Annotated in this window: 34 protein-coding genes and 1 riboswitch; of the genes, 30 read left to right on the plus strand and 4 right to left on the minus strand. The window is 43.2% G+C overall.

The features are described 5' to 3' along the window. Nucleotides 1-2 precede the first annotated feature (2 nt). The 11 genes from GT589_RS09045 to GT589_RS09095 all read left to right on the plus strand — a co-directional run bounded on the left by GT589_RS09045 (nucleotide 3) and on the right by GT589_RS09095 (nucleotide 6312). Nucleotides 3-416 (plus strand): type II secretion system protein, encoded by a 414-nt coding sequence (locus tag GT589_RS09045; protein ID WP_293398356.1) that lies wholly within the window; start codon nucleotides 3-5, stop codon nucleotides 414-416. After that, on the plus strand, nucleotides 400-1209 hold the full coding sequence (locus GT589_RS09050) for a hypothetical protein (protein WP_293398357.1): 810 nt from the start codon (nucleotides 400-402) through the stop codon (nucleotides 1207-1209). Before GT589_RS09045 ends, GT589_RS09050 begins: the two co-directional genes overlap by 17 nt. After that, complete coding sequence (locus GT589_RS09055; protein ID WP_293398358.1) at nucleotides 1206-1730, plus strand: hypothetical protein; 525 nt, start codon at nucleotides 1206-1208, stop codon at nucleotides 1728-1730. The genes GT589_RS09050 and GT589_RS09055 overlap by 4 nt, the downstream gene beginning before the upstream one ends. Beyond that, the gene (locus GT589_RS09060) at nucleotides 1727-2224 is read left to right on the plus strand and encodes a hypothetical protein (RefSeq protein ID WP_293398359.1); all 498 of its coding nucleotides are present in this window, start codon (nucleotides 1727-1729) and stop codon (nucleotides 2222-2224) included. Before GT589_RS09055 ends, GT589_RS09060 begins: the two co-directional genes overlap by 4 nt. Nucleotides 2225-2319: 95 nt before the next feature. Next, a complete protein-coding gene (locus GT589_RS09065) occupies nucleotides 2320-2646 on the plus strand; it encodes a hypothetical protein (RefSeq protein WP_293398360.1) in 327 nt (108 codons plus the stop codon). Between the two features lie 19 nt (nucleotides 2647-2665). Continuing rightward, nucleotides 2666-3421: a hypothetical protein gene (locus GT589_RS09070; RefSeq protein ID WP_293398361.1), complete on the plus strand. Its 756-nt coding sequence runs from the start codon at nucleotides 2666-2668 to the stop codon at nucleotides 3419-3421. A gap of 4 nt (nucleotides 3422-3425) precedes the next feature. Then, a complete protein-coding gene (locus GT589_RS09075; protein WP_293398362.1) occupies nucleotides 3426-3881 on the plus strand; it encodes a pilus assembly FimT family protein in 456 nt (151 codons plus the stop codon). Then, on the plus strand, nucleotides 3874-4374 hold the full coding sequence (locus tag GT589_RS09080; protein ID WP_293398363.1) for a hypothetical protein: 501 nt from the start codon (nucleotides 3874-3876) through the stop codon (nucleotides 4372-4374). Before GT589_RS09075 ends, GT589_RS09080 begins: the two co-directional genes overlap by 8 nt. A gap of 60 nt (nucleotides 4375-4434) precedes the next feature. Then, complete coding sequence (locus GT589_RS09085; RefSeq protein ID WP_293398364.1) at nucleotides 4435-4956, plus strand: shikimate kinase; 522 nt, start codon at nucleotides 4435-4437, stop codon at nucleotides 4954-4956. 105 nt (nucleotides 4957-5061) lie between these two features. Next, entirely contained in the window at nucleotides 5062-5619 is a 558-nt protein-coding gene (efp, locus tag GT589_RS09090) for an elongation factor P (RefSeq protein WP_293398365.1), read from the plus strand. A gap of 162 nt (nucleotides 5620-5781) precedes the next feature. After that, the gene (locus tag GT589_RS09095) at nucleotides 5782-6312 is read left to right on the plus strand and encodes a hypothetical protein (protein ID WP_293398366.1); all 531 of its coding nucleotides are present in this window, start codon (nucleotides 5782-5784) and stop codon (nucleotides 6310-6312) included. 69 nt (nucleotides 6313-6381) lie between these two features. Here the strand turns inward: GT589_RS09095 and GT589_RS09100 are convergent, their stop codons facing one another. Both GT589_RS09100 and GT589_RS09105 read right to left on the minus strand, forming a co-directional pair. Next, a complete protein-coding gene (locus GT589_RS09100; protein WP_293398367.1) occupies nucleotides 6382-7470 on the minus strand; it encodes a toxic anion resistance protein in 1089 nt (362 codons plus the stop codon). Nucleotides 7471-7486: 16 nt separating this feature from the next. After that, complete coding sequence (locus GT589_RS09105) at nucleotides 7487-8449, minus strand: YceG family protein (RefSeq protein ID WP_293398368.1); 963 nt, start codon at nucleotides 8447-8449, stop codon at nucleotides 7487-7489. Nucleotides 8450-8695: 246 nt separating this feature from the next. On the opposite strand from GT589_RS09105, the gene GT589_RS09110 reads away from it, so the two are divergent. Further along, on the plus strand, nucleotides 8696-9652 hold the full coding sequence (locus tag GT589_RS09110) for a 3'-5' exoribonuclease YhaM family protein (protein WP_293398369.1): 957 nt from the start codon (nucleotides 8696-8698) through the stop codon (nucleotides 9650-9652). A 92-nt stretch (nucleotides 9653-9744) separates the two neighbouring features. Then, on the plus strand, nucleotides 9745-11127 hold the full coding sequence (locus GT589_RS09115) for an aminopeptidase (RefSeq protein WP_293398370.1): 1383 nt from the start codon (nucleotides 9745-9747) through the stop codon (nucleotides 11125-11127). A gap of 142 nt (nucleotides 11128-11269) precedes the next feature. On the opposite strand, the gene GT589_RS09120 is transcribed toward GT589_RS09115, so the two are convergent. Beyond that, a complete protein-coding gene (locus GT589_RS09120) occupies nucleotides 11270-12169 on the minus strand; it encodes a selenium metabolism-associated LysR family transcriptional regulator (RefSeq protein WP_293398371.1) in 900 nt (299 codons plus the stop codon). A 130-nt stretch (nucleotides 12170-12299) separates the two neighbouring features. Further along, a riboswitch (glycine riboswitch) is annotated at nucleotides 12300-12400 on the minus strand. Nucleotides 12401-12824: 424 nt separating this feature from the next. Between GT589_RS09120 and der the strand changes: the two genes are divergently transcribed. From der to pyrR, 12 genes are all read left to right on the plus strand, one after another. Then, nucleotides 12825-14147, plus strand: a complete 1323-nt coding sequence (gene der, locus GT589_RS09125) for a ribosome biogenesis GTPase Der (protein ID WP_293398372.1) — start codon at nucleotides 12825-12827, stop codon at nucleotides 14145-14147. 22 nt (nucleotides 14148-14169) lie between these two features. Then, nucleotides 14170-15177, plus strand: a complete 1008-nt coding sequence (locus GT589_RS09130; protein WP_293398373.1) for an NAD(P)H-dependent glycerol-3-phosphate dehydrogenase — start codon at nucleotides 14170-14172, stop codon at nucleotides 15175-15177. A gap of 126 nt (nucleotides 15178-15303) precedes the next feature. Next, nucleotides 15304-16578, plus strand: a complete 1275-nt coding sequence (locus GT589_RS09135; RefSeq protein WP_293398433.1) for an HlyD family efflux transporter periplasmic adaptor subunit — start codon at nucleotides 15304-15306, stop codon at nucleotides 16576-16578. A gap of 11 nt (nucleotides 16579-16589) precedes the next feature. Continuing rightward, nucleotides 16590-17294, plus strand: a complete 705-nt coding sequence (locus GT589_RS09140; protein ID WP_293398374.1) for a YggS family pyridoxal phosphate-dependent enzyme — start codon at nucleotides 16590-16592, stop codon at nucleotides 17292-17294. Nucleotides 17295-17309: 15 nt separating this feature from the next. Beyond that, nucleotides 17310-17747, plus strand: coding sequence for a cell division protein SepF (locus GT589_RS09145; protein WP_293398375.1), 438 nt, complete (start codon nucleotides 17310-17312; stop codon nucleotides 17745-17747). 25 nt (nucleotides 17748-17772) lie between these two features. Further along, nucleotides 17773-18048: a YggT family protein gene (locus tag GT589_RS09150; RefSeq protein WP_293398376.1), complete on the plus strand. Its 276-nt coding sequence runs from the start codon at nucleotides 17773-17775 to the stop codon at nucleotides 18046-18048. Between the two features lie 2 nt (nucleotides 18049-18050). Next, complete coding sequence (locus GT589_RS09155; protein WP_293398377.1) at nucleotides 18051-18845, plus strand: YlmH family RNA-binding protein; 795 nt, start codon at nucleotides 18051-18053, stop codon at nucleotides 18843-18845. Between the two features lie 33 nt (nucleotides 18846-18878). Continuing rightward, nucleotides 18879-19346, plus strand: coding sequence for a DivIVA domain-containing protein (locus tag GT589_RS09160; protein WP_293398378.1), 468 nt, complete (start codon nucleotides 18879-18881; stop codon nucleotides 19344-19346). A 57-nt stretch (nucleotides 19347-19403) separates the two neighbouring features. Next, entirely contained in the window at nucleotides 19404-20108 is a 705-nt protein-coding gene (locus tag GT589_RS09165; protein WP_293398379.1) for a 5'-methylthioadenosine/adenosylhomocysteine nucleosidase, read from the plus strand. Nucleotides 20109-20125: 17 nt separating this feature from the next. Then, nucleotides 20126-20584 carry a signal peptidase II gene (gene lspA / locus GT589_RS09170; RefSeq protein WP_293398380.1) on the plus strand — a complete coding sequence of 153 codons (459 nt, stop codon included), beginning with the start codon at nucleotides 20126-20128 and terminating at the stop codon, nucleotides 20582-20584. Between the two features lie 3 nt (nucleotides 20585-20587). Then, complete coding sequence (locus GT589_RS09175; RefSeq protein ID WP_293398381.1) at nucleotides 20588-21493, plus strand: RluA family pseudouridine synthase; 906 nt, start codon at nucleotides 20588-20590, stop codon at nucleotides 21491-21493. A 58-nt stretch (nucleotides 21494-21551) separates the two neighbouring features. Beyond that, entirely contained in the window at nucleotides 21552-22088 is a 537-nt protein-coding gene (pyrR, locus tag GT589_RS09180; protein WP_293398382.1) for a bifunctional pyr operon transcriptional regulator/uracil phosphoribosyltransferase PyrR, read from the plus strand. Nucleotides 22089-22140: 52 nt separating this feature from the next. On the opposite strand, the gene GT589_RS09185 is transcribed toward pyrR, so the two are convergent. Beyond that, complete coding sequence (locus GT589_RS09185) at nucleotides 22141-23952, minus strand: Rqc2 family fibronectin-binding protein (protein ID WP_293398383.1); 1812 nt, start codon at nucleotides 23950-23952, stop codon at nucleotides 22141-22143. A gap of 200 nt (nucleotides 23953-24152) precedes the next feature. On the opposite strand from GT589_RS09185, the gene dapF reads away from it, so the two are divergent. The 5 genes from dapF to rpoZ are packed head-to-tail and all read left to right on the plus strand — an operon-like array spanning nucleotide 24153 to nucleotide 27000. Continuing rightward, nucleotides 24153-24983 carry a diaminopimelate epimerase gene (gene dapF / locus GT589_RS09190; protein WP_330582898.1) on the plus strand — a complete coding sequence of 277 codons (831 nt, stop codon included), beginning with the start codon at nucleotides 24153-24155 and terminating at the stop codon, nucleotides 24981-24983. A 2-nt stretch (nucleotides 24984-24985) separates the two neighbouring features. Then, entirely contained in the window at nucleotides 24986-25867 is an 882-nt protein-coding gene (locus GT589_RS09195) for a YicC/YloC family endoribonuclease (RefSeq protein ID WP_293398384.1), read from the plus strand. Between the two features lie 10 nt (nucleotides 25868-25877). Further along, complete coding sequence (gene remA / locus GT589_RS09200) at nucleotides 25878-26174, plus strand: extracellular matrix/biofilm regulator RemA (protein ID WP_293398385.1); 297 nt, start codon at nucleotides 25878-25880, stop codon at nucleotides 26172-26174. Continuing rightward, complete coding sequence (gene gmk / locus GT589_RS09205; protein WP_293398386.1) at nucleotides 26167-26781, plus strand: guanylate kinase; 615 nt, start codon at nucleotides 26167-26169, stop codon at nucleotides 26779-26781. Before remA ends, gmk begins: the two co-directional genes overlap by 8 nt. Next, nucleotides 26782-27000: a DNA-directed RNA polymerase subunit omega gene (gene rpoZ / locus GT589_RS09210; RefSeq protein WP_293398387.1), complete on the plus strand. Its 219-nt coding sequence runs from the start codon at nucleotides 26782-26784 to the stop codon at nucleotides 26998-27000.

Genomic DNA, 27000 nt, shown 5'->3' on the forward strand with positions numbered 1-27000 from the left:
AAATGAAAAAAATATTGGCTGTATTCAGAGACAGAAAAGGATTTTCACTGCTTGAGGTGCTTATGGCTGTGTTTGTAATAGGCATCATAGTGGCGATAATTTCGCCGGATATTGCAGGCACCGGACACAAGGCTAGGCTAAGAGCGGATGCGGCCTCGGCTGCATGCATAGGAAGAGCTCTGGAGCTTTATGTGGCTGAAAACAATATAGTCAAAAAGGCTGATGGATTTGGCGAATCTGATTTGGAGACTCTCCTAGTGAAAGGGGGATATCTAACCGGCATAAGCGCGCCCAAGAGCGGAGGAGCCTGGAGTGCTGAGTACACCGACAAGAAGGTAACTGTAAAAGCAGGAGGGATAGAGCTTTATCCTACGATTGAAAAAACAGAGGTGACGGAAGATGGCACTTCGAACTAGGCTGTTCTGGATAAATGAAGATAGCAGAGCAGCATTTGCATTAAAAGGTCCATGGGGTATCCGAACGGCCACCATAGCCAAAAGGAGTGATGGGGGCAGCCGGATTCTTGGTTCAGATGGTTTCACTGAAGCTCTGGATGCATTGGAATGTGCGGCAAAAAGCATAGATGAAATTGTATATGTCGAACATTCAAGTCGATACAGCTTTGGAATAGTGAATGTCCCCTGCGGAAGGAGGAAAAGCATTGCCTGTACATTGGCGGAAAATCAGTTCAAGGCAGCAAGCAGGATTGATGAGAAGGAGCATATTATAAGCTCGAGAATCGTCAAATCAGATGGCTTGACTTCAAGTCACCTTGTATGCTCGATTGAAGTGATGGATATAGACTCGGCATTTATTATTTCAAAGCGCCACAAAATAAAAATAACCGGCATATACTGCGGAATAGACGCAGCTATATGCGCGTATATAAAGAGTTCTTCAGAAACGACAAAGGCACATGGGGCAATAGCGCTTGACAGTGGGTACTCATATTCGGTCGCAGTAATGCATGAGGGAAAACCTGTTGTTGCTTTCAGAACAAAAAAATCCGAATATGCGAGGGCTGCAGAAAAAATCAGGGAGGCTCTTTTAAGCTGTTCCGGGGAAGCATTGGAGGAACTGGTAATACTTTCGGGTGAGGGGGATTTTTTTGCAGAGCATATAACAAGCGGCGCGAGGATAAGGGTTGATAACCTGATTGTTTCTGGGAAAGTTCAAGAATATATAATGGAGGGGATTCAAATGGGATGAGCAAATGCGCAATGAACTTGGAGGGCTGCTACAGAAAAAGGCTGAAAAAGAGATTTGTTGTGAGTAATATTGCTATCATTATTTCGTTGATGACAGCAGTTTCTTTGGTAGCTTTAGATCAAGCAGCCGCGTCATATATAAGAAAGTCCGTGGGAAATCAAGTTGTCCTGGCAGCTGCAGAAAACCAATACAGAGCCAATATAGATTACGTAGATGAGGTAAGTGAGCAATTTTCAGATAGGATGCTCGATAAATCAGTTCTGAAAGCTGTCGGAGAAATAATGCTAAGCGGGATTGATGGAGCAGAAACTGAGACGATAGACTGCGGACCAAACAAGCTAAGCATCCAGGGGAACAGCAGTGAATATTCGGGAATAATGAGGTATTGCGGCTTTATTGACAAGTGCCTGGGAGTTAAAAGCAATGTGCTTATTGAAAGCATAAGCTTGGATAACAAAATAGAATATAAAGATTACATGTTCCTGATTAGTATGGACCTGGAAATGGATGATTCCAAATGAGCAGGAAGAATCTGATTGCGATATGCCTCATACTTGTATCCGCCGTTTATGCCAAATTTCAGCTGGAGGAGAACCTGAGGCAGGCATTTAATCTCTATAACGAAAAATCAAACCCTCAGGCAGCTGAGCAAACGAATAAAAGAATTTCAGGAGCGAAACAAGAAGCGGAAATTTTAGAATACAGAATGGATCTTATATCAAGCCAGCAGGATGTACTCATATTTCTAGAAGGGAGCTACAGGCTTATAGGTTTGGAGCTTGCATATGAAAATCACCGCATAGAAGAGGTATCGATATGTGAGGGTTCCCGCAAAATAAATGTTTATGAGGTGGAAATAAGTATGAATGGAAGTGCTGCGCAGATTGTTGAATTCATAAAGTCAGTGCAAATGGAGGAGGCATGTATGGGATTCAGCGAGATGAAGATGACGTTTGATAAATATGGCGGCGTCAATTGCAGTATGCTTCTGGTTTTGGCGGGAAATCTCTATTGATTGATGGAGCGGTTAATGAAAAAGACTGCAACTCGAAACAAAGGGGATTTCTGCTACTAGAAAGCGCTGCCGCCATATTTTTGATAAGTATTTTAATGGTTACTTTTTCTGAGATATTTTTCGAATGCACGCTGTCGATTCTAAGATCCAAGGAAAAGGCATATGCCTTCAACATGGCTCAGGCATATGCGGAAACTCTTGTTAATATTGATGAAGGTGAGCTTTTTGAAAAATATTATAATTGCGAATTTGAAGAGGACGAATTCAATGTGAGAATCTGCATAGACGTTTTAACTGAGCGCGAATATGGCAATCACAAAAGCAAGGGGACGCTGGGAATTACTGTTCTGGTTTCCAAGAATGGTGCTCCGCTTGCTGAAATTAAGACTTTCAGAAAAGCCGGGTGGAAAAATGAGGAGTGAGAAAGGCTCTGCCTTGATTATGGGTTTAATAACAATGCTTTTGCTCTGGACTCTGGGCATGACGCTTGTGCTTATTACAGCAAGGAATGCCAGCGCCAGAGAGCTTTCGAGCAGCCACAAGAGAAGCTTCTACATAGCGGACGGTGGACTGAGGCTGGCAAAGGAGGCGTTGCTTGTGAGTACCGAGGCCGCATTTGCAGCTTGCCTTGACAAGCTGGATTTATATATAGAACAGGAGCTGGAGGATTTTCTGATGATCGAGCTTGAAAAAGAACTCAGTGGAAATGACAGCCAGTATATGGAGCTCGAGTATTGTGAGGATGGAAATGTCACGGCGCGTCTCATTAGGGAAAATGTTGACAGTCATCTGAACGGGATTTTCAAAAAGGCGTACTGGGACTATTTCTTGACTGAGAAGCGATTGGAAGTCGTGGGGCAAATAGAAGCTGTTGACTCGGAAGACGTGCTTATAAACGTAAGGGACGACCACATAAAATTTGACCTGGTGGACGCCTTTGTTATGGAGATAGCCGCTTTGAAGTCGATTGGAGCGACAAGATGTGTCATAGATTGCATACTTGGCGTCAAGATTCCAGATTCGGACTTTGGGCATATAGAATATGAACTGCATACAAAATCTTTAGGCAAAAGCATTGAGTTGGGAGAAGGAGTATACGGGGAGCTTTATTTGGAGGCGCCTAAAAGCGTTGGTGTGAGAGGAGTGCTGGATTTAGAAAGCCTGGTCAGTATGAGCGGCTGGGTAAGAAGAAGGTGATTTTATGAAAATCGGCAAAAGAGGTGTGCTTCTTGTGGAGCTGGCTTGCGCTTTATCAATTGCAATGCTCCTGTCAGGAGCTGTATACATGTCGGCCAACATGAGAAAGGCAAAGGTTGATGCATTTGCAAGGAGAATCTGCTCGGACATTAGATATGTTAGGATGAGGAACATATACGGAGACGATAGCGCCAAAATAAAGTTTCGGACGGATTCTTGGAAGCGGAGCGGCTATGCGCTTTATAAGGAGGATGTTCTGGAAAAAGAGGAGAAGCTTCCGGAGGGCATACAATTTGTATCGTCACTGAGTACTCTCAACTTTACTCTTGCAGGGACCCTCAAGGGAAGCGGAGACACAATAAAGATAACTGACTCAGCTACAGGGTATACAAAGGTTGTTACAATAGTTCCTTTCAGCGGCAGAACATTGATAAGGGAAGGAATTTATGCATATGAATAGAAAGGGATTCCTGTTACTGGAGGTCTCGGCATATGCTTTTTTGACTATTCTGCTTGTCCTTTTGACTCTAGAGTTGCTGTCGGGTCTGAAAAACATTTATTCAAAGGGTGAAGCTGAAACTGAGCTGAATGAAAATGCCATGATGGCGCAGCACTTTGTTGAAGCGCGGCTTTACGGAGCTTCAAGCATAACTGCTGTTATTGGAAGCAATAGAAAAAAGACTGCGTGGAGCGAGTTTTCTAGAGGTGACGTGGATGAAATATGCTTCAAATTTGGAGGTCAGGATATTGGAATATATTTGAACAGGAGCACTAGAAAATTGTTCTGCACAATAGGCGGGAACAGGCCCGGTTATGAATTTGCAAACTATGTGTCGAATATGAAGGCGGAAAAAATCCAGGATGAATCGGGAGTAAGGCTTGCTTTCCTCCTGGAGAAGAATGGTTGCGCCATGAAAACGGAATTTGTGATTTTTATAAGAAACTCCCCCTGAAATGCAGAATCTGCTATACTATTAAAATAAAACAGACGAATAACGAAAGGGAGTAGTTTAATGGGTTCGGTAAAAAACATCTCACTTGTTGGATTCATGGCGAGCGGGAAGACTACTGTTGGCAAGCAGCTGGCTAAAAAGCTGGGATTTGAATTTGTGGATACTGATGATTTGGCTGAGAAGCTTGAAGGAAGGACAATCAGCTCCATGTTTGAGAATTCGGGAGAGGAGTATTTCAGGGATGTCGAGAGCGGAATTCTCGGAGAAGTACTTTCAGAGTCGGGCAAGGTAATATCAACAGGCGGGGGAATAATCCTGAGGGAAGAAAACATTAGGGCCTTGAGAGGCAATTCGATTGTCGTGTGGCTCAAGGCAAGCCGCGACACTGTACTCAAAAATTTGAAAAGATCCGAGGACAAAAGGCCACTGATGAAACAGTGTGAGGCTGAGGAGAGAATAGACGCAATACTTCCTCCAAGGCTGGATAAATACAAGAGAGCGGCCCATATTACAGTGGATGTTGATGGCAAGTCACCTGCTAATATCGTTAGTGAAATACTGTTCAATATCAAGAAAATATGATATTATAGCATTGTAATTTTTTTGATATGATGGGGATTTATATTCCTTTATATATTTCGCCCGTTTCAATTTAGGCAGAGGAATTTAATATTATGGAGGTAAGATATGATATCAGCAAGTGAGTTTAGAAAAGGAGTAACATTTGTAAAGGATGGTCAGCCTTGTCTGATTGTTGATTTCCAGCACGTTAAGCCGGGAAAGGGTGCGGCATTCGTTAGAACAAAATATAAGGATTTGAGAACTGGAGCGACAAGGGAAGAGGCTTTCAACCCAAGTGACAAGTTTCCAAAGGCCAACATAGAGACTAAGGAAATGCAATATCTTTACAATGACGGAGAGCTTTACTACTTCATGGACAATGAGACTTTCGAGCAGGTGCCTTTGTCTTTTGAGCAGGTTGAGGATGCAATAAAGTTTATAAAGGAAAACGACAGCGTAGTTATCAGATTCTTCGAAGGCGCTGCATTCCAGGTAGAGGCTCCGAATTTTGTAGATCTTGAAGTTATAGAGACAGAGCCGGGAATAAAAGGCAACACAGCATCAAACGTTACTAAGGCTGCAACAGTTGAAACAGGAGCTGTTGTTCAGGTTCCGCTATTTGTTAACGTTGGAGATAAAATCAAAATAGATACAAGAACTGGCGAGTATCTTTCAAGAGCATAGAGCTATCAGCGGGCAGATGAAAATATCTGCCTTTTTTATTTATCTAAATAACGAACCTGAAAAATCACATGTTAGAAACCTAATGCCGGAAGGTATATAAACAAATAAGTATTAGTGCATACAGTTTGGAAAGCTTTCAATATGATAAGCAGGGGGGAGCCTATGAAATACGATAAAATAAAAAAGCTAGACCAGCTAATTGAAGATGGAATAGGATTTGAGGAGAATGACACGCATACTCTCAAATACATAGAATGGCACAATAATTGTTTCCAGGCTGTAAGGGACTTTTATGACCAGTCGTCTGATGAATATAAGGCGCTGCGTGAGAGCCATTCGATTGAGAGCATCATCTTGAATCTGAAGATATTTTCAACAAGAGAAAAAGCAAGACTGCTTCAGGAAGGTGAAGAATGCCATGATTGTTCCGGGCTTTCGGACGAAGACTCCATAAGCGGCGATGTGGGAATCAGAATACTGTCCAAGATAGACATGCTAAAGGAAAACAGCGAAAAAAAAGAGCAGCTCAGGAATCTTTTCAATATGGTGAGAAGAGAACTTAAAAACGAGGCCGTCAACTGGGACAGAGTCAGCGAACTTTTAAAGATGAGCTTTGACTTTGGCATGGATGTGGCGCCTGACATAGTCGAATTTGCAGACAGGTATTATGAATCCAGAAACAAGGAAGAGTAGTGAGCGAATATAAAAAGCAGGCCGGCAAATTGTATCCGGTCTGCTTTTTTGGTGGAGGGGCCCAGATGTTTATATACCTGCCCGTTTCTTGAAGTCATCCTGTATCTGATGCAATCTTTGAGTGCCTTCGGTTCTTTTTCTCTTAGCATCTTCGTGAATTTGCCTGGTTTCTTCGATGCCCGCAACTATGGTGTTCCAGGTCTTTTCAAGCGTTCCAATGTCCAGCGCTCCTCCGGATGACATTTGGGCCAGCATTTTGGACTGTAGGGCTGTGTTTTCCGAATTTTTGACAAGAAGCTCGTTGGTCTTCTCGTCGAGAGCTGCCATGGCCTTAGCCTGTATGAGCTGTCTTTTTAAAGTTATGGCCTGTATGAGCGACTGCTTGAATATTGGTATGGTTATTATGAACGCGGAGTTTATCTTTCTGACAAGATTGTAATTGCCCCGCTGTATTAGCCTTATTTGGGGCATTGTCTGCATGGAAACGCTCTTGGCAAGCTCAAGATCGTAAATCCTCTGCTGCAACATCTCTTCAATATTCCTGGCATTAGCAAGATTGAGCCGGTCTATTTGATCGTCTGTCAGAGCCGCTCTGGATTCTAGAGCAGGAATGGTCTCGGATTGAATTTTTTGGAGCACAATTGCGCCTGCCGCTATGTATTTTTCGAGTGCTTCGTAATAACCCATATTCCTTTCGAACATAGAATCCAAAAGCGAGTTGGATTTTTTTATTTCGGACTCATATTCTTTGAGTTTCGCATATATTTTTTCCATTTCGCTGCCCATGGAGGTGTATTTGTTCAGAAGTGCGTCGACAGAGTCCTTGGTTTTCTTCATTATGCGCACGATTAGTCCGGATTTTTGCTCCTCGCTGAAGTCTGAGGCGTCGAATTTGTTCATGATTTTATTGAGCTGGAGAAGAAGCGTCTCAGGATTTTCAAGAGATGTGGTTTTAATTGTGTCAAGTATCATATCGGAAAATCTCGAGATCTCATGTGCAGTTTTGTTTCCAAAAGAGGTTATAGTGTCGGGATTGCTCATGTCAATTTCGGCGGCTATAATTGAAATTTCAGCTGAATTTCTCGCGGACTGGGTCACCATATCTGCCTGCCTTTGGGTGTCGAGTTCGTATGCATTTTCATTGATAGTGCTGTCCATTATTGTTTTCCCCCTCTCACTTTTTAAAAAAGGCGGCCATACGAGACAAGGCTTTTTTGCCCGATGTATCGCACTTGCCTTTTAGTTTGGCGTAATCAATTGACGCATTGCGCTCTTCAAGACAATGGTTGTCGAAATAGGAGCCGTTTATATGGTTTTCTATGTCGACATGTCCTGAAGGTGTGAGTATAAGTATATCAAAGCCGCAGTAGTAAAAAAACGAGATTGCGGCACAGTCTTCAAATGTAAAAGGAGCCCCTTTCCCGTTGTATATTGCTATTTTGGGGACGTCAAAGGGGTAATCGAAATTTTCAAGCAGTCCTATGAGACTCTTGTCGAGGATGAGCAGCATATGCAGAATTCTGAGGGTTGCATACTCGCTGGACGATTTCAAAAGTAAATCGGATTCAATAAGCTGCCCTAGCTTGTGGGCAATGGTCGTCTGGAGCTGCTTTTGAGGGGTCATGTTCTCGAAAAAGTGGCTTGCAGCAAGTTCTTCAATGTCTAAAGCTCCGTTTTTCGATATGAAATGCATAAGGGACGAGCCTGATGCAGGTTTCAATATCCCGTTTTTAGAATATGCGACATAATTTGCTTCCGATAAATTTTCGCCAAGCAGGGACTCGGATGAAAAAAATAGCTTCTTTGAAGAAGACAAGAAAAACTCGACCTCTTTTTCATATTCGCATAAATCCTTGTGGACACCGCTTATCTTTACAAAAAGATTGGGTATTGCTATGGTGTCATTTCCGGCTGAGAAGCCCTCCCTGAATCTTGCCTCCTCGTTCCACAATATTTTAAGCTCTTCATAAGTTGTCTTGAGAGTCACGGGATGAGAAAGGTGGCTATCGAACTGCCAGGGCTTAAAAATATTGCAGGCAGGATCGTAGAGCACCTTGGAAATCTCTTCCTGAGCCTTATAGGCTGATGTCTCAAGTCTTGAAGACCCTGCAGGTTTATCTCCTTTGCCAAGGTCCATAACCACACCTCCTCTACTTGCGATTATTTATTGACAAAGTATTTATACCCTCGCATGGCGCTTTCATAGCATTATTGCAAGCATATTTAATAATTGCAATGAAAATGACAAATATTTGTGGTATATTTATATTGAATATATGATTAAACATGAACGAAAAACAGCTTGCATGGCAAACTGTCTGCTTATTTATAAAAATTCGATTTTGGAAATATTCAACATATAGTGTAAGGAAGGTGTCCTACGATGAATTATGATGTAAAAGGCCTGTTGCTGCTTGAGCCTGGAAGCAGGGCTGACGGTTTTTTTCTTCTAAAATCTGTTGAGACCAAAACGGCCAGCAACGGTAAAAACTATATAGATTTTGTGCTTTCAGACAAGAGCGGAGATGTTGTCGGGAAGCTTTGGGAAAGTACGCCCGATGACGAGAGAGGCTTTGCCTCGAATTCCATAGTCAAGGTCAGGGGCGTAGTTAACAAGTGGAAGGATTCGGTACAGCTCAAAATAGAGAGGATACGCAACATAACAGATGAAGATGGAGTGAATGTAGAGGATTTTGTCAGGTCTGCTCCAATTGAAGGCGAGAAGATGTACAGTATGATGCTGGACTATATTTCAAAGATAGAATCCGAAGACATCAGAAAAATAGTCACGCATATTTCAGAAAGCAAGAAAGACAGGCTGATTTATTACCCGGCCGCAAAATCAAACCACCATGCCATAAGAGCTGGTCTGCTCTATCATGTAACCACCATGCTGTCATCCGCAGAGCTGCTGCTTGGCATATATGATTTTTTGGATTCTGACTTACTTTACGCTGGCATAATACTTCATGACATATCGAAGCTCGATGAGATGGATGCGAACGAACTCGGGATAGTCTCGGACTATACTGTCGAAGGCAAGCTTCTGGGGCATATAATACAGGGAATAAAAGAGCTTGAAGTTGCAGGAGCTGCTCTTGGAACAAGCAAAGAGGTCATTCTTGTGCTGCAGCACATGATACTCTCGCATCACTATGAGGCGGATTTTGGAAGCCCCAAAAAGCCGTTGATACCCGAGGCGGAAATGCTTCATCACCTGGACATGATAGATGCAAGGATGTATGACTTTAAAAACGCCCTTGCCGATGTGAATGAAGGAGATTTTTCGCAAAGAGTGTGGAGCCTTGAAAACAGGGCTGTATACAAGCCGGTGCTTTAGATTTGAAAGTGTTTTTGCTTTATTTTTAGACTGGTGGGGTGTATAATTAAAATAAATTTTATATATAAATATTATGTTGAGGGGGAAAGGATTTGAGCTTGCGAAACGAATATAAAAACGCATGGGAAATGATTAGTGGGAGCGAGAAAGAAGAGGTCATGAACTATTGCGAAGGCTACAAAAAATTCCTGGACAAGGGCAAAACAGAAAGAGCCTGCACAAGTTTTGTGCTGCAGGAAGCGAGAAAAAATGGCTTTGTGCCCTTTGACGAGGCTGCAGGAATAAAGCCGGGCGACAAGATATATTTTGAGAATAAGGGAAAGGGCGCAGCACTTTTTGTGATAGGAAGCGAACCGCTCGAAAAGGGTATGAATATTGTGGGGGCTCACATAGACGCGCCAAGGCTGGACCTTAAGCCTATGCCGCTTTATGAGGATTCGGATGTTGCGCTTTTTAAGACGCACTACTATGGCGGCGTAAAAAAATATCAGTGGACTTGTTTGCCGCTTAGCCTTCACGGAGTCGTTGTAATGGCTGATGGAAGCAAGGTTGACATAGCAATAGGAGAAGACGAAAGCGACCCTGTGTTTTATATATCGGATCTTCTTATACATCTTTCAAAAGACCAGTTGTCAAAAAAAGCTTCGGAAGTAATAACGGGAGAAGGGCTCAACGTTCTTGCGGGAAGCATCCCGATAAAGGATGAAAATGACAAGAGTTCGGTTAAGCTGAACGTTCTCAGGCTGCTAAACGAAAAGTACGGAATAACAGAAGAGGATTTTGTGAGCGCGGAGATACAGGTGGTGCCTGCAGGCAGGGCAAGGGATGTGGGTTTTGACAGGTCGATGATTGCAGCATACGGGCATGACGACAGGGTATGCTCATACGCTGCGTTGAGTGCCATAATGAAAATGGAGTCGCCAGAGAAAACGGCCGTCGCACTTTTTGTAGACAAGGAAGAGATCGGCTCAGTTGGAAACACGGGGATGGAATCCAGATTCTTTGAAAATGCAGTCGCCGAGCTGATATGCCTGGAGGGAGACTACAGTGAAATCAAGCTTAAAAGGGCTTTTGCACGTTCGAAGGCTATATCTGCGGACGTCACAGCAGGTTTTGACCCGAATTTTCCTGAGGTGATGGACAAAATGAACAGTGCATACATCGGTAAAGGCCTTGTCATATCGAAATATACAGGGTCAAGGGGCAAGTCAGGCTGCAACGATGCCAATGCCGAGTTTGTTGCACTCCTAAGAAGAATATTCAATGAAAATTCTGTGGTGTGGCAGACCGGGGAGCTGGGCAAGGTAGACCAGGGCGGCGGCGGAACCATAGCATACATACTGGCGAATTACGGAGCCGAGGTTGTAGACTGCGGAGTCGCTCTGTTTGGAATGCACGCACCTTACGAGCTTGCCAGCAAAGTTGATGCATATATGGCAAGCAAGGGATACGAAGCATTTTTGAAGGAAGCATAGAAATGGAATAAAAATGACAAAGAGCCTCTGCTGCGGTTGTTTGAAGCTTCATGAAAAACAAGCTCAGCAGAGGCTCTTTGCCGTATGCGTCAAAATTGAGCGCCCTCAGGAATTCATCTGAAATTCCTCCAAAATTCAGCAATCAAAGATTTATAGATTCGATAACATGTTCTTTGAATTTCTCTTCAAGAGGTGCAAGAGTTCTCTTCTTGGGATAAGCAAAATAGAAGTTCCTTTTTAGCTTGAGGCTCTTTATCTTGTATATTTTCAAAAGTCCGAAGGCTTCCTCGTCCTTAACAGCGGCTCTTGAGATGATTGAAACTCCCATTCCCTTTCTTACCATCTGCTTTATGGATTCAGTATTCTCGATATGGGCAATTACGTTGAAATTATCGAGCGCAAGTTTGTTTTTCTCAAGCTCCTTCATGAACAAATCCCTTGTGCCGGAACCGGTTTCTCTCATTATAAGAGGGATGCTTTTGATGTCCTTTATATCGATAACGCCGTCGTCATTTTTAATCTCGATATCGCAGGGTGCTATTAGTATGAGCTCGTCATCTGCTATGTTGACGTATTCGATTTGAGAGTTGCTTATCCTGGCACCTACAAAACCGAAGTTAGCCTTCTGGTTTAGTATCTCATCTATCACATCGCTTGAATCGAAGTGCTTTAACGTGTATTTCACATGGGGGAATTCCTTGCTGAACGATTTTATTATCTCTGGCACTATGAATTCTTCAGGTATTGTGCTCGATGCGATTTCTATCAGGCCCTCTATCTTACCCTTGTATTCGCCGAGTGTAAACATTGTCTTCTTCTTTGTGTTGATCATGTCCAGGGCATAGTCGTACAGTATGTCCCCTGCCTTTGTAAGAGATATGGTTCTGTTTGATCTGTTTATTAGTATTGTGCCAAGCTCTTTTTCAAGGTTCTGGATGTGGTTGGTTATTGTTGGCTGTGTGAGGAATAGTTCTTTGGCGGCCTTTGAAAAGCTTTTGTACTTGGCTATTGAGATGAAGCTCTCAAGTTGTTTGAAATCCATTTCGACACCTCTTTCATTTTTTTTGAGAAGCAAAATTATATTAATTCCCCGTTTTTTATATGCTCAAACAAAAAAACAGAGAACCAATACACTATTATTGATACTCTGTCTAATTTCTTTATCCAGAGGTTGTCCAGGTACAATCCTTTTGCCTGAGAATTTCACATGCCCTGTGCAGATGGCTATGCTTGTCCCTTCGGCGGCCATACGGCTCTCTCCTATACCCTTCGTCCAATTGCTGAATTGTAAATGTTATTAACGTATAGATTCATTATAAAGTTTATTATCGACTTTTTCAATATATTTTATAAAACATATGCATATCCGATTCTGTAATTCGGCCTAAAGCCAGTTATAATACTGATTCAGAATATCAATGAAAGCAGAGAATATATACAAAGGCGATGGCGAATGGTATTTAAAGGAAATTGCTGATGCGGGAAATATAAAATTCAATCTGACCATATATGCGAAAAGCGATTTATAAACGCATTTAAACAAATACAATATGGAAATTGTTTCGCAGGGACGGCAGAGTCGTATTAATAGAATGTGGGGGTTTGCTGACTTGACTCATTTGCATTTAACGTGATAACATAATGTGATGTGGAAAATTAAAGAATTATATTTGAGATATAATGAAGGAGAGATATAAATGTCCAATGCTTTTGTTGCAATAGTTGGAAGGCCTAATGTGGGTAAATCCACCCTGTTTAACAAACTTGCAGGCAGAAAAATAGCTATTGTAGAAGACAGCCCCGGGGTTACCAGGGACAGGAACTACACGCATGCAGAGTGGCTAAACAAGCACTTTACGCTCATAGACACGGGCGGCATTGAGGTGGGCAGCGAGGAGCTGATTCCCTCGCTTATAAAAAAGCAGGCCCAGCTGGCAATAGAGACTGCTCACGTTATAATGTTCGTGGTTGATGCCAAGGACGGCGTGACGCTCGGAGACAGGGAGATTGCCCAGATACTAAGAAAGAGCAGCAAGCCAGTGGTGTTGGTTGTAAACAAGGTGGACAACAGCAAGATGTCTGAGAGTTTCTACGACTTCTACGAGCTTGGTTTTGGAGACCCAATAGAGATATCGGCCTCAATAGGTCTTGGAATAGGCGATCTGCTTGACAAGGTGGTTGAAAACTTCCCTGAGGACCTGGATCTTGAAGAGGAGGAGGACCTCATTAAGGTGGCCATTGCGGGCAAACCTAATGCAGGCAAGTCATCCATACTCAACGCCATACTCGGAGAAGAGAGAGTTATAGTAAGTCCGATAGCGGGAACCACAAGGGATTCCATAGACACCTACTTCGAGCACGGCGGCGACAAGTTCCTGTTTATAGACACGGCAGGAATAAGAAAGAAAAAGAAAGTTGAAGATGATATTGAAAAATACAGCGTGCTAAGATCGGTAGCAGCCATAGACAGGTCGAACGTGGTACTCCTTGTAATAGACGCAACCGAAGGCGTTACGGAGCAGGACACGAAGGTTGCCGGCATAGCCCACGAAGAGGGCAGGGCATGTATAATAGTAGTAAATAAGTGGGATCTTATTGAAAAAGACACTCATACAATGAATGCATTCACCAAGGAAATAAAAAATAAGCTCGCGTTCATGACGTATGCACCGCTTGTATTCATATCTGCAAAGACAGGACAAAGGCTTTCGAACGTGATTGAAAAGATAAAGTTCGTGGCAAACCAGCATTCGATGAGAATACCTACCGGGGTGCTGAACGAAGTCATAGGAGAGGCCATGATGCTAAAGCAGCCTCCTTCGGACAAGGGAAAGAGACTCAAGATATACTATGTGTCACAGACAGGCATAAGGCCTCCTAACTTTACTGCCTTCATAAACGACAAGGAGCTTATGCATTTTTCTTACCAGAGATATCTTGAAAACAGGATAAGAGAGAATTTTGGATTTGAAGGCACCCCTATAAGGTTCAACTACAAGGAGAAAAAAAATAGAGACTAGAATCATACGGGAGGCTGATATCATGGAAAAGATATGCATATTGGGTGCAGGCAGCTGGGGAAGCGCGCTGGGAATACTCTTGGCTAAAAAGGGTTACGATGTTGACATGTGGACATTAGACAAGGAACAGTGCGAAAGCGTCAACAGGACGAGGGAAAACGTGGATTTTCTTCCTGGCGTGGTATTTCCAAACAACATAAATCTCAGTAATGATCTTAGCCTGTCCGTGCAGGGAGCAAAAGCGGTAGTGCTGGCTGTGCCTTCGCAGGCTGTAAGAAGCGTGCTTAAATCGGCAAAGCCGTTCATAGCCAAGGAGCAGGTTATAGTTAATGTGGCAAAGGGATTTGAAAAGCAGACAAACCTGAGAATATCCCAAGTGTGCAAGCAGGAGCTCCCGGAAAATGATTTTGCAGTTCTTTCCGGGCCTTCGCATGCGGAAGAAGTCGGAAGGGATATGCCAACTACAGTAGTGGTTGCAGCTGAGGACATAAATGTGGCTGAGCTTGTACAGGATATATTCATATCTCCAAAGTTCAGGGTTTACACAAATGAGGATCTTATAGGAGTAGAGCTGGGCGGAACGCTCAAGAACATAATAGCATTTGGAGCGGGGATTTCCGACGGTCTCGGATATGGCGACAATACAAAGGCTGCGCTTATGACTAGGGGAATACGTGAAATAGTCAGACTGGGAGTCGCAATGGGAGCCAAAGCTACAACCTTCTCGGGGCTTTCAGGGATAGGAGACCTGATAGTCACCTGCACGAGCATGCACAGCAGGAACAGAAGGGCTGGAATACTGGTGGGACAGGGCAAGACTCTTGCCGAAGCTCTTGCCGAGGTTAAAATGGTAGTCGAGGGTGTAGTCGCAACTGAGGTGGCATATGGACTTTCAAACCAGTACGGGATTGACATGCCTATAACTAGAGAAATTTTCGGGGTCCTTTATGAAGGCAAGGATGTCAAAAAATCTGTAATTGATCTTATGCTAAGGAGCAGGACGCACGAAATGGAAGATTTGAGCATATAAAAACAATAAATGCCGCAAATATGCCTTAAATGCATATTTGCGGTTTTTTTTCGCTTATAATAATTGAAATAAAAACTGCATTACTATATATTAAATATATGGACTATGGACATTAATGAATTGCGAATGCAAAATAAGCATCTTGGAGTGTTGGGCTTGGGCAGAAAAAAACGCAGAGCGCAGAGGAAAATATTAAACTATGCACTTTTTATGGGAATATTCAGTTATATAGTATTCAATCTCGTGATGGGCATAATAAATTCAAGTATACAAACGCACACTGTAAAAAAGGGCCAGATTGTAGAAGAGATAAAAAAGGACGCATATGCTGTAAGGCAGGAAGCGGTGTTTTATACGAGCATTGCAGGGACTCCCAAGTATCTTCACAATGAAGGTGACAGAATAAGCATAAATGATTACGTTTGTGAGATACAAACGAGTGAGGCTGACCAGAAGCTTAGGCAGGAGGCGGACACTGTAGCCAGAAGGCTGGAGGTCATGTCTTCGGGCGGCACAGGAGCTCTTGCAGGTATTACACCGGAAAAACTCGACAGAGGCATAGAGGTTAAGCGCCAGGAAATAAAAAACAGTATAGTAATGGGTGATTTTGATTCGGTAGGGAGGCTGAAAAAGGAGCTTCTGTACCTTATAGATGAAAAGAGCATAATTTACGGCAGTCTTGCTGGCCAGGATATAGGAGCGCTTCAAAACAAGGCCGCAGCCATACAGTCGAAAATCCAAAGCTCCTCTAGAGTAATCCCCACTAATATATCAGGGGTGCTGAGCTTTCAGGCTGACGGCTTCGAAGGCAGGATGGCGCCCGAGGAAATCGGAAAGCTTGATTCGGAATTCTTGAAGTCGCTGAGCAACAGCAATGTCATCAAAAAGGACGCTGCTTTCGAAAAGGGTGATCCTGCATTCAAGATTGTCAACAACCACTTCATATACCTGCTTTTTATCGTGGATGAAAAAGAAAAAAAAGAGCTTAAGGTAGGACAGGGGCTGTACGTAAAAAGCGGTAAGGATATGGTGTACTGCGTAATAAAGGACATGTACAAGGATTCCCACGGCAAAAGCATAATGGTGTTCAAAACAGCATCGGCACCTGCGGACTTTCTTGAAAAGAGGGTTCTTAGCTGCAGCATTGTTACAAAAAACATATCAGGCATAAAAATTCCAAAGACTGCGCTTGTAACCCAGGATGGAAAACAGGGAGTATACGTGATTTCAGAAACGGGGCAGGCCGATTTCAAGGAAATTCAATGCCAGATTGGGGAGAATGAAGAATATCTGATTCTCAACTACAGGCAAATAGAGGCGGAAAAAATAGACACAGCTAAGCTGTACGATGAAATAATAATGAATCCTAAGAGGGTAAGGGAAGGCCAAAAGATAAGATAGGGGTGGAATAGATGAGCTCATATATAGCAGAGAACTTGAAAGACATTAATCAAAACATAAAGGTCAATGCAAACAGGTCTGGAAGAGAATTGAGCGATATAGTGCTAATAGCCGTGACAAAGACAGTGGACGAGGACAAAATCAACGAAGCAATAGAATGCGGGGTTACGGACATAGGCGAAAACAAGCCTCAGGAAATCGTAAGAAAATTTGAACACATACGTGGAAATGTGAGATGGCACCTTATAGGGTCTTTACAGACAAACAAGGTAAAATATATAATTGATAAAGTGGATTTAATACACTCGCTTGATAGAGAAGGCTTGGCCAAGGAAATAGACAAGAGAGCGAAAGCTGCAGGAAAGGTCATGGACTGCCTTGTCCAGATAAATATATCTCATGAGGACACCAAACATGGCCTTGACGAATCTGAAGTCGAAAATTTCATGAGAATGGTATCGAGTACCTGCCCAAACATAAGGATAAGAGGTCTTATGGGCATGGCCCCGTTCGTGGAAAATCCGGAGGAATCAAGGATTTATTTCAAAAAAATAAAGGAAATTTCATTGAAAATTGAGAATCTTAATATGCAAGGGGTATATATGGACTATCTGTCTATGGGTATGAGCAACGATTACGAGATCGCTTTGCAGGAGGGCTCCAACATGGTCAGAATTGGGACTGCAATATTTGGAAAGAGAAATTATGCTGTTTAGGAGGCTTAGATAATAATGTCTGGAAAAATGGTTGAAAAAATGAAGAGACTAATGGGTTTTGAAGAGGATTTTGAAAACGATGTCTTCGAGGAAGAGGAAGAGCTTGATGAGGTTGCGGCTAAGGAGATTCCAAGAACCAGCAAGGTTGTGAACATCCATGCAACTACGCAGATGAAAGTAATGCTCTATGAGCCGCTTAGCTATGAAGAGGTGCCTGGCATAGTGGACAACCTCAAGGCGAGGAAGGCTGTAATTGTTAATCTGCAAAGCATTCAGGACAACGATATAGCAAAGACAATATTCGACTTCTTAAATGGAGCTGTTTATGCGCTTGAAGGCACTATACAAAAGGTTTCAAGCGGCATTTTCATACTCGCTCCAACAAATATAGACATAGATGCAAATATAAAAAAGGAACTTGAAAACAAGGTGCTTTTTCCTTGGCAAAAATAAATAATAGTAGCGGGGAGCATAAAAAATGTATGTTATTGTTAAGGCATTAGGTTATTTTGTACAATTTTTGGAGTTTATGATTTTCATAAGAATTATAATGTCTTGGGTCAGAGTCAACCCGTATTCGTCTTTTTATTCTTTTGTTTTCAGAGTCACAGAGCCTATATTAGGACCTTTCAGAGAGGGTATGAACAGGCTTATAAATACAGGCCCGATTGATTTTTCACCTATTGTAGCATTGCTTGCTATAAGGCTTATATACAATATGCTTGTGGGCATACTTTTTAGAATAGGATTTTAGAATTGATTGACAGGACAAGGCTCACAGCGCACATAAAGGACGATGAGCTGCGCCGTGTTGTTTTCAATGTGATAGACAAGGCGCAAGCTGTCATTAAGACCCACGACACTAAGACTACGGACTTTCTTAATCCATACGAGTTAAAAAGCTCTGTGGGTGTACTTAACTCCCTCAGAGGGGAGATTTCATACATTACATACGGCGGTTACGAGGGCGCTGAGCGCAATTGCATAAGTATAATTCCCTGGTATGCACACCAAGAATCTATCGGTGAAATGCCCATCAGATGCATAGAAGTTAATGGAAGCTTCAAATTCAGCGAAATTTCACACAGGGATTACCTGGGGGCTCTTATGGGTCTTGGTATAAAGCGTGAAAAAATCGGTGATATTCTGGTGCACGAAAATAAATGCCACATAGTTGTAAAAAAAGAAATATGCGACTACGTAGTATCAAGCTTCACTGAGGTTGCAAAATACAAGGTGAGTTGCAGGGTAATTGAGATCGATTCCATAATAATCCCACAGCTCGAATCAAGACAGAAGAAGTTCACAGTGGCATCAAATAGACTGGACTGCATACTTGCCGGAGTATACAACATATCAAGAGGCGATGCGGCAAGGCTCATAGAGGGAGAGCATGTCAAGGTAGACTTTGAACCTGTGAGTTCGCCGTCTAAAGCTGTGTGCGAAGGCTGCGTTGTTTCTGTAAGAGGCAAGGGAAGATTCAGAATTGAGGAATTTGGAGACGTGACAAAGAAAGGCAGGATGTTCATGATTGCCAATATCTTGATATAAATATACACTTATAATAGTAGGAGGGCACATAATATGATAACTCCATTGGATATTGAAAATAAGGAATTTAAGAGGGGCATTAGAGGATACAAAGAAGATGAGGTTGACGACTTCCTTGATGAAATAAAGGAGGACTTCGAAAAGATATATAAAGAGAATATAGAGCTCAGAGACAAGATAAACATGCTCTCCGACCAGATTTCCAAATACAAAGGCATAGAGGAAACTCTTAAGAATACCCTTGTGGTAGCCCAGAGCACTGCAGAGGAAGTGAGCATGAACGCATCGAAAAAGTCTCAGCTTATAATAGAGGATTCGGAGCTCAAGGCCAGGAAGATAATAGAGCAAGCCAACAATCAGGTGATAAACATAATGAAGGAATACGAAGAGGTAAGAAAAGAGTTCAAGCTGTTCAAGAGCAGATTCAAATCGATGCTTGGAGAGCAGATAAAGACTATTGATGAAATATTCGAAGAAATGCCAGATTCAAGTGCTGAATAAAGCACTCTTTTTTTTGCAAGACTATATATAAACAATATGTATGCATGGTGGAGGGAAATGATGGTTAAGAAAATTGGAATAATTGGAGCTATGGACGAAGAGGTTGATATATTAAAGCATCACATGGATATAGACGAAATCAGGCTGATGGCCGGGCTTGAATTTAGCCTTGGCAAAATTGGAAAAAAAGAAATAGTTCTTGTAAGGTGCGGGATAGGCAAGGTCAATGCCGCAATGTGTACTCAGATGCTAATTAGCGTTTTTGGAGCCGAGGCTGTAATAAATACGGGCGTTGCGGGAGCGCTCCACGATGAGCTGGATGTGCTTGATGTAGTAGTATCTACAGATGCGCTTGAACATGATTTTGACGCAACCGGCTTTGGTTACAAGCCGGGCGAGATACCGAGAATGGAGACCTCGATATTTGAAGCAGACGCAACTCTTGCTGATGCAGCGTACAGGGCCGGCCTTGAAAATGCCTCCGGCCACAAGGTTATGATGGGAAGGGTTGTAACGGGGGATGTCTTTGTGAGCAGCAAGGAACTAAAAGACAGGCTGGTCGATTTATTCTCGGGAGTTTGTACGGAGATGGAGGGAGCATCTGTAGCCCACGTATGCAATCTGAACAAAATTCCGTTTGTAATAATTAGAGCCATGTCAGACAAGGCTGACGGATCTGCTCATATCAATTACAGTGAGTTTGTCGAAGCGGCAGCAGAAAATTCAAAAGACATGGTGCTGAGCATGCTCAAATCCATATAAATCATAGAGGTGAAAAGGTGAATATTTTAATAATAGCGCTTCTTGTAGCGCTGGATCAGGCGGTAAAGCTCTGGGCGCTGAGGTTCCTGGCCTCAGTTGGAAGCATACCGGTAATAAGGGACATATTCCACCTTACATACGTGGAAAACAGGGGAGCGGCCTTTGGTGTCCTTCAGAACAAAAGATGGTTTTTCATAGTGCTTACGGTAGTCATAGTCTCGGGTGTTATGTATTTCATGTACAAAAACAAGGGCATGAACACATATCTTAAGCTTTCGCTTGATCTTGTGGTTGCAGGGGCAATAGGGAATCTGATTGACAGGGTGAGGCTGGGCTTTGTGGTGGATTTTTTAGACTTCAGGATATGGCCTGTATTCAACATTGCCGATATCTGCGTTGTGGTGGGCGGAATGGCGCTTGCGTATATTCTGCTTTTCAAAAGCGAGATGCTTGAAATTCAGGAGGGAAAGCGTTAACTCATGGAGCAGAAAAATTTTTATGTGATGGAGGACGAGGAGGGCGTAAGGCTCGATTTGTTCCTCTCCGAACAGTTTGAGGATATATCCAGATCGTACCTCCAAAAGCTTATAAAGGAAGGGCTTGTAAGCGTGAACGGCAGCCAGGAAAAGGCGAAATACATTGTCCGTGAAAACGACATGATAAATATGAGCCTTCCGGACAGAAGCGAGCCTGCGCCTGAGCCTGAGAACATTAAGCTCGACATAGTGTACGAGGATGAACATGTAATTGTAGTCAACAAGCCTCAGGGCATGGTTGTGCACCCTGCGCCGGGCAACAGCACTGGAACGCTTGTAAATGCCTTGCTCTACCACTGCGAAGGCAGACTTTCAACCATAAACGGCGTGACCAGGCCGGGCATAGTACACAGGATAGACAAGGATACATCGGGACTGCTTGTAGCAGCAAAGACTGACAGAGCGCACGAAGAGCTTGCGGCCCAGTTCAAGATCCACTCAATAGAAAGAACATACGAAATGGTGTGCATTGGTAATGTCAAGGAAGACAGCTTTACTGTCGACATGCCAATAGGCAGGAATCCTTCAAACCGCCTTAAAATGGCCGTGGTCAAGGACGGGAAAAGCGCTGTAACGCACTTTGAGGTTATACAAAGATTCGAGGGCTACACCCACATGAGAGCGAAGCTTGAAACGGGCAGAACGCATCAGATAAGGGTGCACATATCGCACATGAACCATCCGATACTGGGCGACCCGGTTTACGGACCTAAAAAGTGTCCCTTCAAGTTAATCGGACAAACGCTGCATGCGCGAAGCCTGGGTTTTATGCATCCTGCAAATGGAGAATATATGGAGTTCACATCAGAGCTTCCTGACTATTTTTCGAAGCTTCTGAAGGTGCTTTAAGGATAATCATACGCGTTCCTGGCTATCTCAGGAATCTTTTGTTTCGGGAGGTATTTTCATGAGAGAAAAGGCAAGCATAATGGATGAAAAGGGCATAGCCAGGGCGATTACCAGGATAAGCCATGAGATAATAGAAAAAAACAAAGGCGTCGAGGACGTAGTTATAATAGGAATAAAGACCAGGGGAGTGCCTCTGGCCAACAGAATAAGAAACAAAATATACGAGATTGAAGGCATACAGGTACAGACTGGGGAGGTAGATATAACTCTCTACAGGGACGACCTGAGCAAAGAGGAGATGGATCCTGTAATACACGGTTCCAGAATAGAGTTCGACATAAATGACAAGGTTGTAATTCTTGTTGACGATGTCCTGTTTACAGGCAGGACGGTAAGGGCGGCAATGGACGCCGTCATGGATGCAGGCAGACCCAAGGCCATACAGCTTGCGGTGCTTGTAGACAGAGGACACAGGGAATTGCCTATAAGGCCTGACTATGTCGGCAAAAATGTGCCGACATCGAGAAACGAGATAATAAGCGTAAAATTTCTGGAAATCGATTCGGAAGAGAATGTGTCAATAATAGAAATATAGAATAAAAAAAGCTGGCGGCCGGAACGAATCAAGTTCGTTCTGGCCGCCAGCTTTAGTTTGTGCTGTTCTCGTCAGAGGAAGGAGAATTTTTCTTTATGGCAACCAGGTCTTCTTCCGACGGCGTAACATATATCGTGCGGTTCGATTCGTATATGACCATGCCGGGCTTGGCGCCGCTTGGTTTTTTGACGTTTTTGCGCTCCGTGTAGTCCACAGGGACGTTGGCTGACATCCTGGCCTTGCTGTGGTATGCGGCCAGCTTTGCAGCTTCGGCTATTGCAGTATCGCTCGCTTTTTTCCCGCCGGTTCTGATTATGACGTGTGAGCCGGGTATGTCCTTTGTGTGGAGCCATATATCAGAAGGAGCTGCAGTCTTGAGAGTGAGTATGTCGTTTTGCTTGTTGTTTTTGCCAACAAGTATCTCAAGACCGTCAGATGAATAGAAGGAAAGCGGTTTTGACACTTTGGATTTTTCGGATTCCTTCTTTTTAGGTTTGCCCTTGAGTCTGCTTTTCACAAGTCCTTCCTTTACAAGCTCTTCAATTATCTCGTCTAGCTCGAATGCGCTTTCGCAGTTTTCTATGCTGTATATTATGTTTTCAAGGTAGTCAATTTCTTTGAGGGTTATAGCTATTTGCTTTTCCAGCTCAAGGGCTGCGGTTTTGAGCTTGGTGTACTTCTTGAAATATTTCTGGGCGTTTTGAGACGGCGTTCGGTTTTTTTCGAGCGGTATTTCCACAAGGGGAGCCTCCTCATCGAAAAAGTTGGACACGCTTATGCTTTCCATACCGGGCTGTATCATGTAAATGTATGAGGTTATGAGATCTCCATAGAGCTTGTATACGGCTGCGTTTTCTGATTCGAGCAGCTCCTCGCGCTGTTTTTGGACCTTGTTTTGAAGCCTCTCAAGCTTGTTTGACATGCTTTTTCTCAGGTTGATGGTTTTTTGCTTCATCCGCTCCTTGAGATCCCTTTGCATGTAGAAGGTTTCAAGTATTTCGCTGGGGCTTTCGCTTTCGATGTATGAAAACGAGCTGTAAAGTGTGAGTCTTGTAAAGCAAAAGTCAACAAGAGTATCAGTCGTCTTGTCTATTACTATCGAAGGCGAGAAAATATCGTTTTTTATCTGCCTGAAGAATCGGTCGAATGACTCAAAGAGCATATCAAGCTGTCTGCTTTCTAGCTGAGAGGAGTGTATGTCGAAAGGGAGCGAGCTCCTGTGGACTATCTCCTTGGCCACTATGGGGCTTATGCCCTTGAATGACTCGTATATGGCCCTGAATACCGGCGAATTTGAGCTTGAAATTCTGCTTGTGAACTCCTCCTTGTCCACAAGCTCTAGTGGATTCAGCTTGTCCTGGGGCGGAGGAGCCATGTAGCTGTTGCCAGGCAGAATCTGCCTGTAGCTGCTGACGCTCAGAGGGATTCTCTTAATGGAATCCAAAATTCTGTTTGTGCCCGAATCAACTAGTATAATATTGCTGTGCTTGCCCATTATCTCTATGAGTATGTCGATATTTCTTTTTTGCTTTAGCTCGTCGAGAGTCTCTACGGATATCTTTATTATTCTCTCAAAATCTGGCTGCGTAACTGAAAGTATGCGGCCGCCCAGAAGATTTTTCCTCGAGAGCATGCAGAACATCGGAGGGGTTTCGGGATTTTCCTTGGCCGCGCTTTTTACAATGTGTGCTCTGGGATTCGAGGAGCTGGCGCTTAAAAGGAGCCTTACGGATTCCCCTTTGCTCCTTATTGTTATTATCATCTCATCGCCCTCAGGCTGATATATCTTTTCTATCCTTCCGCCTGCAAGAACCAAGGAGAGTTCCTTGACAAGCGAATGGACAAATATTCCGTCTAATGCCATTGGTTACCTCCAAACAAAATAGTTATAACTAACAGTATAATCCAAGCGGGCTCTTTTAACAATCACAACAATCGGCATACTTTGTGAAATCAACATTTATGCAGTTCATAAAAAATATTCAAATGGTGGTTTCTGCTACCAATTTGTTTTGATTTAATATATTATTTTATGTATAATATATCAGTATGGGAGGCGATTTTGTGATTGAATTTGTAAAGCTTCACGGAGCGGGAAATGACTTCATTGCCATAGATGGAGAAAAATACATATACGAAGACTATTCTGAAATTGCCAGAAAGATGTGCCACAGAAGATTTGGAATAGGCGCGGATGGCCTTCTTGTAGCTAAGCATTCAAGCGTTGCGGATTGCTGTATGGTATATTACAATTCTGACGGCAGTAGGGCCAAAATGTGCGGCAACGGACTTAGGTGTTTTGTGAAATATGTGCATGACACAGGACTAGTGGACAAAGCGGAATTCGATGTGGAGACGCTGGCCGGAACAATAAGGGTTCAGGCCAAGGTTCAAGACGGAAATGTGATAAGTGTAAAGGCAGACATGGGCAGGGCTGAGCTTTCTCCTGAAAAGATTCCTGTGAATTCATCAGATGGAGACTTCCTGAACAAGTCGATTGAAGTAGACGGAGATAATATAAACATATCGGCTGTGCTTGTAGGCGTGCCTCATGCGGTTGTATATGTGGATACTATAGATATGGAAACCGTAAAGCGACTTGGACCACGAATTGAAAATCATAGAATTTTCCCGGAGAGGACGAATGTCAACTTTGTAGAGGTGGTCGACAAAAACAACCTAAAGGTAGCGACGTGGGAGAGAGGCTGCGGCTACACACTTGCGTGCGGCACAGGAATATGCGCTTCTGCCTATATATCGAATGTTCTCGGACTCTCGTCGGAGAGCGTTAACGTTGAGTCGGAAGGCGGCAAGCTTAAGATAGACATAATAGACGGACTTATATATATGGATGGACCTGCTGTGAAAATTTGCGAAGGTGTTATGGAGGTATAGCTATGTCGGTAAGCATGACTGGATTTGGCAGAGGAGAGTACAGAGACGAGAACTATCATTTTACTGTAGAGTGCAAAAGCATCAACCACAGGTATTTGGATATAAACATAAGGGTTCCAAGAAAGATTGCTTTTTTTGAAGAGAGAATAAGAAGCCAGGCTAAACAATACCTCAAAAGGGGAAGAGTTGATATTTTTGTCGGAATGGAGCTGACTGGAGAGAGCGAATCGGAGCTTAAGCTTGATCTGAAGCTTGCAAAGGGCTACCACGAGGTTCTCAAAAAGATAGCAGGCGAGATTGACGTCAAAAACGATATAACGATTTCATCAATAGCCAGATTCCCTGAGGTCGTAAAGCTGCTCGAGAAGGAAGAAGACGAGGAGCTCATATGGAAAAGCCTTGCACCGGCGCTTGAGGAGGCATTTAGAACAGTCAGAGACATGAGAAAGGTTGAGGGCGATAAGATATCGGCTGACATAATAATGAGATGCGCTCTCATGGAGGAATACCTCAGCGAGGTTGAGAAGCTCTCTGACACTGTGGTTGTGGAATACAAGGACAAGCTGACTGGGAGAATAAAGGACCTGCTCGGAGCGGGCGCGGCTATAGACGAAGCCAGGATAGCGCAGGAGGCCGCAATGTTTGCAGACCGGTGCAGCATAACAGAAGAAATAGTAAGATTCAGAAGCCACATTATCCAGCTTGGAGCTACACTCAAAGAGGATGATTCTGTAGGAAGGAAAATTGACTTCCTTATACAGGAGATGAACAGGGAGGCCAATACCATAGGCTCTAAATCTTCAAACCTTAGGATAACGCAGCTTATTGTAGACATAAAAAGCGAGCTTGAAAAAATAAGAGAACAAGTTCAAAATATAGAATAGGAGGCCTGCAATGGCTCTAAAGTTAGTTAACATAGGATTCGGAAACATAGTGTCGGCGAACAGGATAGTGTCTATTGTAAGTCCAGAATCAGCTCCTATAAAGAGGATAATACAGGAATCCAGAAAAAAGGGAACTCTCATTGACGCTACATACGGCAGGAGGACAAGGGCTGTAATATTCACCGACAGCGACTATGTGATATTGTCGGCAGTACAGCCGGAGACGGTTGCCCACAGGCTTGAAAACAAGGAAGAACACCATGTTGAGAGCCACAGCGATTATAGAAAGGAAGAAGTAAATGAATAAAGAAGGCATCCTGATAGTCATATGCGGGCCGTCCGGAGTGGGCAAGGGAACAGTATGCAAGGAATTCCTCGGCAAAAACAGGAATATAAAACTCTCGGTATCTGCAACTACAAGGAGTCCGAGAATCGGGGAAGTCGATGGGGTGAGCTACCATTTCCTCGAGACCGGGCAATTTGAAAAAATGGTTGAAAATGGAGAGTTTATAGAGTATGCACGAGTATACGAGAATTACTATGGAACTCCCAAAGCAGAGGTGCTAAAAAACTTGCATAATGGCGAGGATGTGCTTCTGGAGATAGACATACAGGGTGCAATGCAGGTTAAATCAAGCTATCCTGACGCTGTTTTCGTATTCATACTGCCGCCTTCGCTGGGAGAGCTGAGGGACAGGATTGTAAAAAGGGGCTCTGAGACAGAAGAGTCTTTGAAGCTGCGCTTTGGCAGTGCATACGATGAAATCTGCAAAATAGAAAACTTTGACTACTTTGTTGTAAATGACGATATCGAAAAAGCAGTCAGACAGCTCGACTGTATAATGATGGCTGAAAAAAGCCGAGTTCTGAGAAACAAAGAAAATATACTTGAGAATTTTAAGGAGGAAATATAAATGTTATATCCATCAATAATTGATTTGCTTGATATAATGGAAAACAGATACACTCTTGTAATTGCGGTATCAAAGCGCGCAAGGCAGATAATAGATGAGCAGAGGGAAGGGCTAATGCCAACGGACGACAAGCCGGTCAATATTGCCACTAACGAAGTTTTCGCTGGAGAAATAGTGCTATCAAAGCATCAGTTGTCTGAAGAGGCTGTGGAATCTTAA

This window comes from Peptoclostridium sp., assembly GCF_009881055.1.
Classification (GTDB): domain Bacteria; phylum Bacillota; class Clostridia; order Peptostreptococcales; family Peptostreptococcaceae; genus Peptoclostridium_A.

What these genes read in the sequence shown, in the direction of transcription:
- GT589_RS09150 (WP_293398376.1), top strand. Translation starts at nt 17,773, where the DNA reads ATGTATGTTATTGTTAAGGCATTAGGTTATTTTGTACAATTTTTGGAG.
- GT589_RS09195 (WP_293398384.1), top strand. Translation starts at nt 24,986, where the DNA reads ATGTCGGTAAGCATGACTGGATTTGGCAGAGGAGAGTACAGAGACGAG.
- GT589_RS09160 (WP_293398378.1), top strand. Translation starts at nt 18,879, where the DNA reads ATGATAACTCCATTGGATATTGAAAATAAGGAATTTAAGAGGGGCATT.
- GT589_RS09185 (WP_293398383.1), bottom strand. Translation starts at nt 23,952, where the DNA reads ATGGCATTAGACGGAATATTTGTCCATTCGCTTGTCAAGGAACTCTCC.
- GT589_RS09165 (WP_293398379.1), top strand. Translation starts at nt 19,404, where the DNA reads ATGATGGTTAAGAAAATTGGAATAATTGGAGCTATGGACGAAGAGGTT.
- pyrR (WP_293398382.1), top strand. Translation starts at nt 21,552, where the DNA reads ATGAGAGAAAAGGCAAGCATAATGGATGAAAAGGGCATAGCCAGGGCG.
- GT589_RS09070 (WP_293398361.1), top strand. Translation starts at nt 2,666, where the DNA reads ATGGGTTTAATAACAATGCTTTTGCTCTGGACTCTGGGCATGACGCTT.
- GT589_RS09065 (WP_293398360.1), top strand. Translation starts at nt 2,320, where the DNA reads ATGGTTACTTTTTCTGAGATATTTTTCGAATGCACGCTGTCGATTCTA.
- GT589_RS09095 (WP_293398366.1), top strand. Translation starts at nt 5,782, where the DNA reads ATGAAATACGATAAAATAAAAAAGCTAGACCAGCTAATTGAAGATGGA.
- GT589_RS09060 (WP_293398359.1), top strand. Translation starts at nt 1,727, where the DNA reads ATGAGCAGGAAGAATCTGATTGCGATATGCCTCATACTTGTATCCGCC.
- GT589_RS09135 (WP_293398433.1), top strand. Translation starts at nt 15,304, where the DNA reads ATGCAAAATAAGCATCTTGGAGTGTTGGGCTTGGGCAGAAAAAAACGC.
- GT589_RS09055 (WP_293398358.1), top strand. Translation starts at nt 1,206, where the DNA reads ATGAGCAAATGCGCAATGAACTTGGAGGGCTGCTACAGAAAAAGGCTG.
- GT589_RS09085 (WP_293398364.1), top strand. Translation starts at nt 4,435, where the DNA reads ATGGGTTCGGTAAAAAACATCTCACTTGTTGGATTCATGGCGAGCGGG.
- der (WP_293398372.1), top strand. Translation starts at nt 12,825, where the DNA reads ATGTCCAATGCTTTTGTTGCAATAGTTGGAAGGCCTAATGTGGGTAAA.
- efp (WP_293398365.1), top strand. Translation starts at nt 5,062, where the DNA reads ATGATATCAGCAAGTGAGTTTAGAAAAGGAGTAACATTTGTAAAGGAT.
- GT589_RS09120 (WP_293398371.1), bottom strand. Translation starts at nt 12,169, where the DNA reads ATGGATTTCAAACAACTTGAGAGCTTCATCTCAATAGCCAAGTACAAA.
- GT589_RS09130 (WP_293398373.1), top strand. Translation starts at nt 14,170, where the DNA reads ATGGAAAAGATATGCATATTGGGTGCAGGCAGCTGGGGAAGCGCGCTG.
- gmk (WP_293398386.1), top strand. Translation starts at nt 26,167, where the DNA reads ATGAATAAAGAAGGCATCCTGATAGTCATATGCGGGCCGTCCGGAGTG.
- rpoZ (WP_293398387.1), top strand. Translation starts at nt 26,782, where the DNA reads ATGTTATATCCATCAATAATTGATTTGCTTGATATAATGGAAAACAGA.
- remA (WP_293398385.1), top strand. Translation starts at nt 25,878, where the DNA reads ATGGCTCTAAAGTTAGTTAACATAGGATTCGGAAACATAGTGTCGGCG.
- GT589_RS09175 (WP_293398381.1), top strand. Translation starts at nt 20,588, where the DNA reads ATGGAGCAGAAAAATTTTTATGTGATGGAGGACGAGGAGGGCGTAAGG.
- GT589_RS09110 (WP_293398369.1), top strand. Translation starts at nt 8,696, where the DNA reads ATGAATTATGATGTAAAAGGCCTGTTGCTGCTTGAGCCTGGAAGCAGG.
- GT589_RS09100 (WP_293398367.1), bottom strand. Translation starts at nt 7,470, where the DNA reads ATGGACAGCACTATCAATGAAAATGCATACGAACTCGACACCCAAAGG.
- GT589_RS09045 (WP_293398356.1), top strand. Translation starts at nt 3, where the DNA reads ATGAAAAAAATATTGGCTGTATTCAGAGACAGAAAAGGATTTTCACTG.
- GT589_RS09080 (WP_293398363.1), top strand. Translation starts at nt 3,874, where the DNA reads ATGAATAGAAAGGGATTCCTGTTACTGGAGGTCTCGGCATATGCTTTT.
- GT589_RS09140 (WP_293398374.1), top strand. Translation starts at nt 16,590, where the DNA reads ATGAGCTCATATATAGCAGAGAACTTGAAAGACATTAATCAAAACATA.
- GT589_RS09145 (WP_293398375.1), top strand. Translation starts at nt 17,310, where the DNA reads ATGTCTGGAAAAATGGTTGAAAAAATGAAGAGACTAATGGGTTTTGAA.
- GT589_RS09075 (WP_293398362.1), top strand. Translation starts at nt 3,426, where the DNA reads ATGAAAATCGGCAAAAGAGGTGTGCTTCTTGTGGAGCTGGCTTGCGCT.
- GT589_RS09105 (WP_293398368.1), bottom strand. Translation starts at nt 8,449, where the DNA reads ATGGACCTTGGCAAAGGAGATAAACCTGCAGGGTCTTCAAGACTTGAG.
- GT589_RS09050 (WP_293398357.1), top strand. Translation starts at nt 400, where the DNA reads ATGGCACTTCGAACTAGGCTGTTCTGGATAAATGAAGATAGCAGAGCA.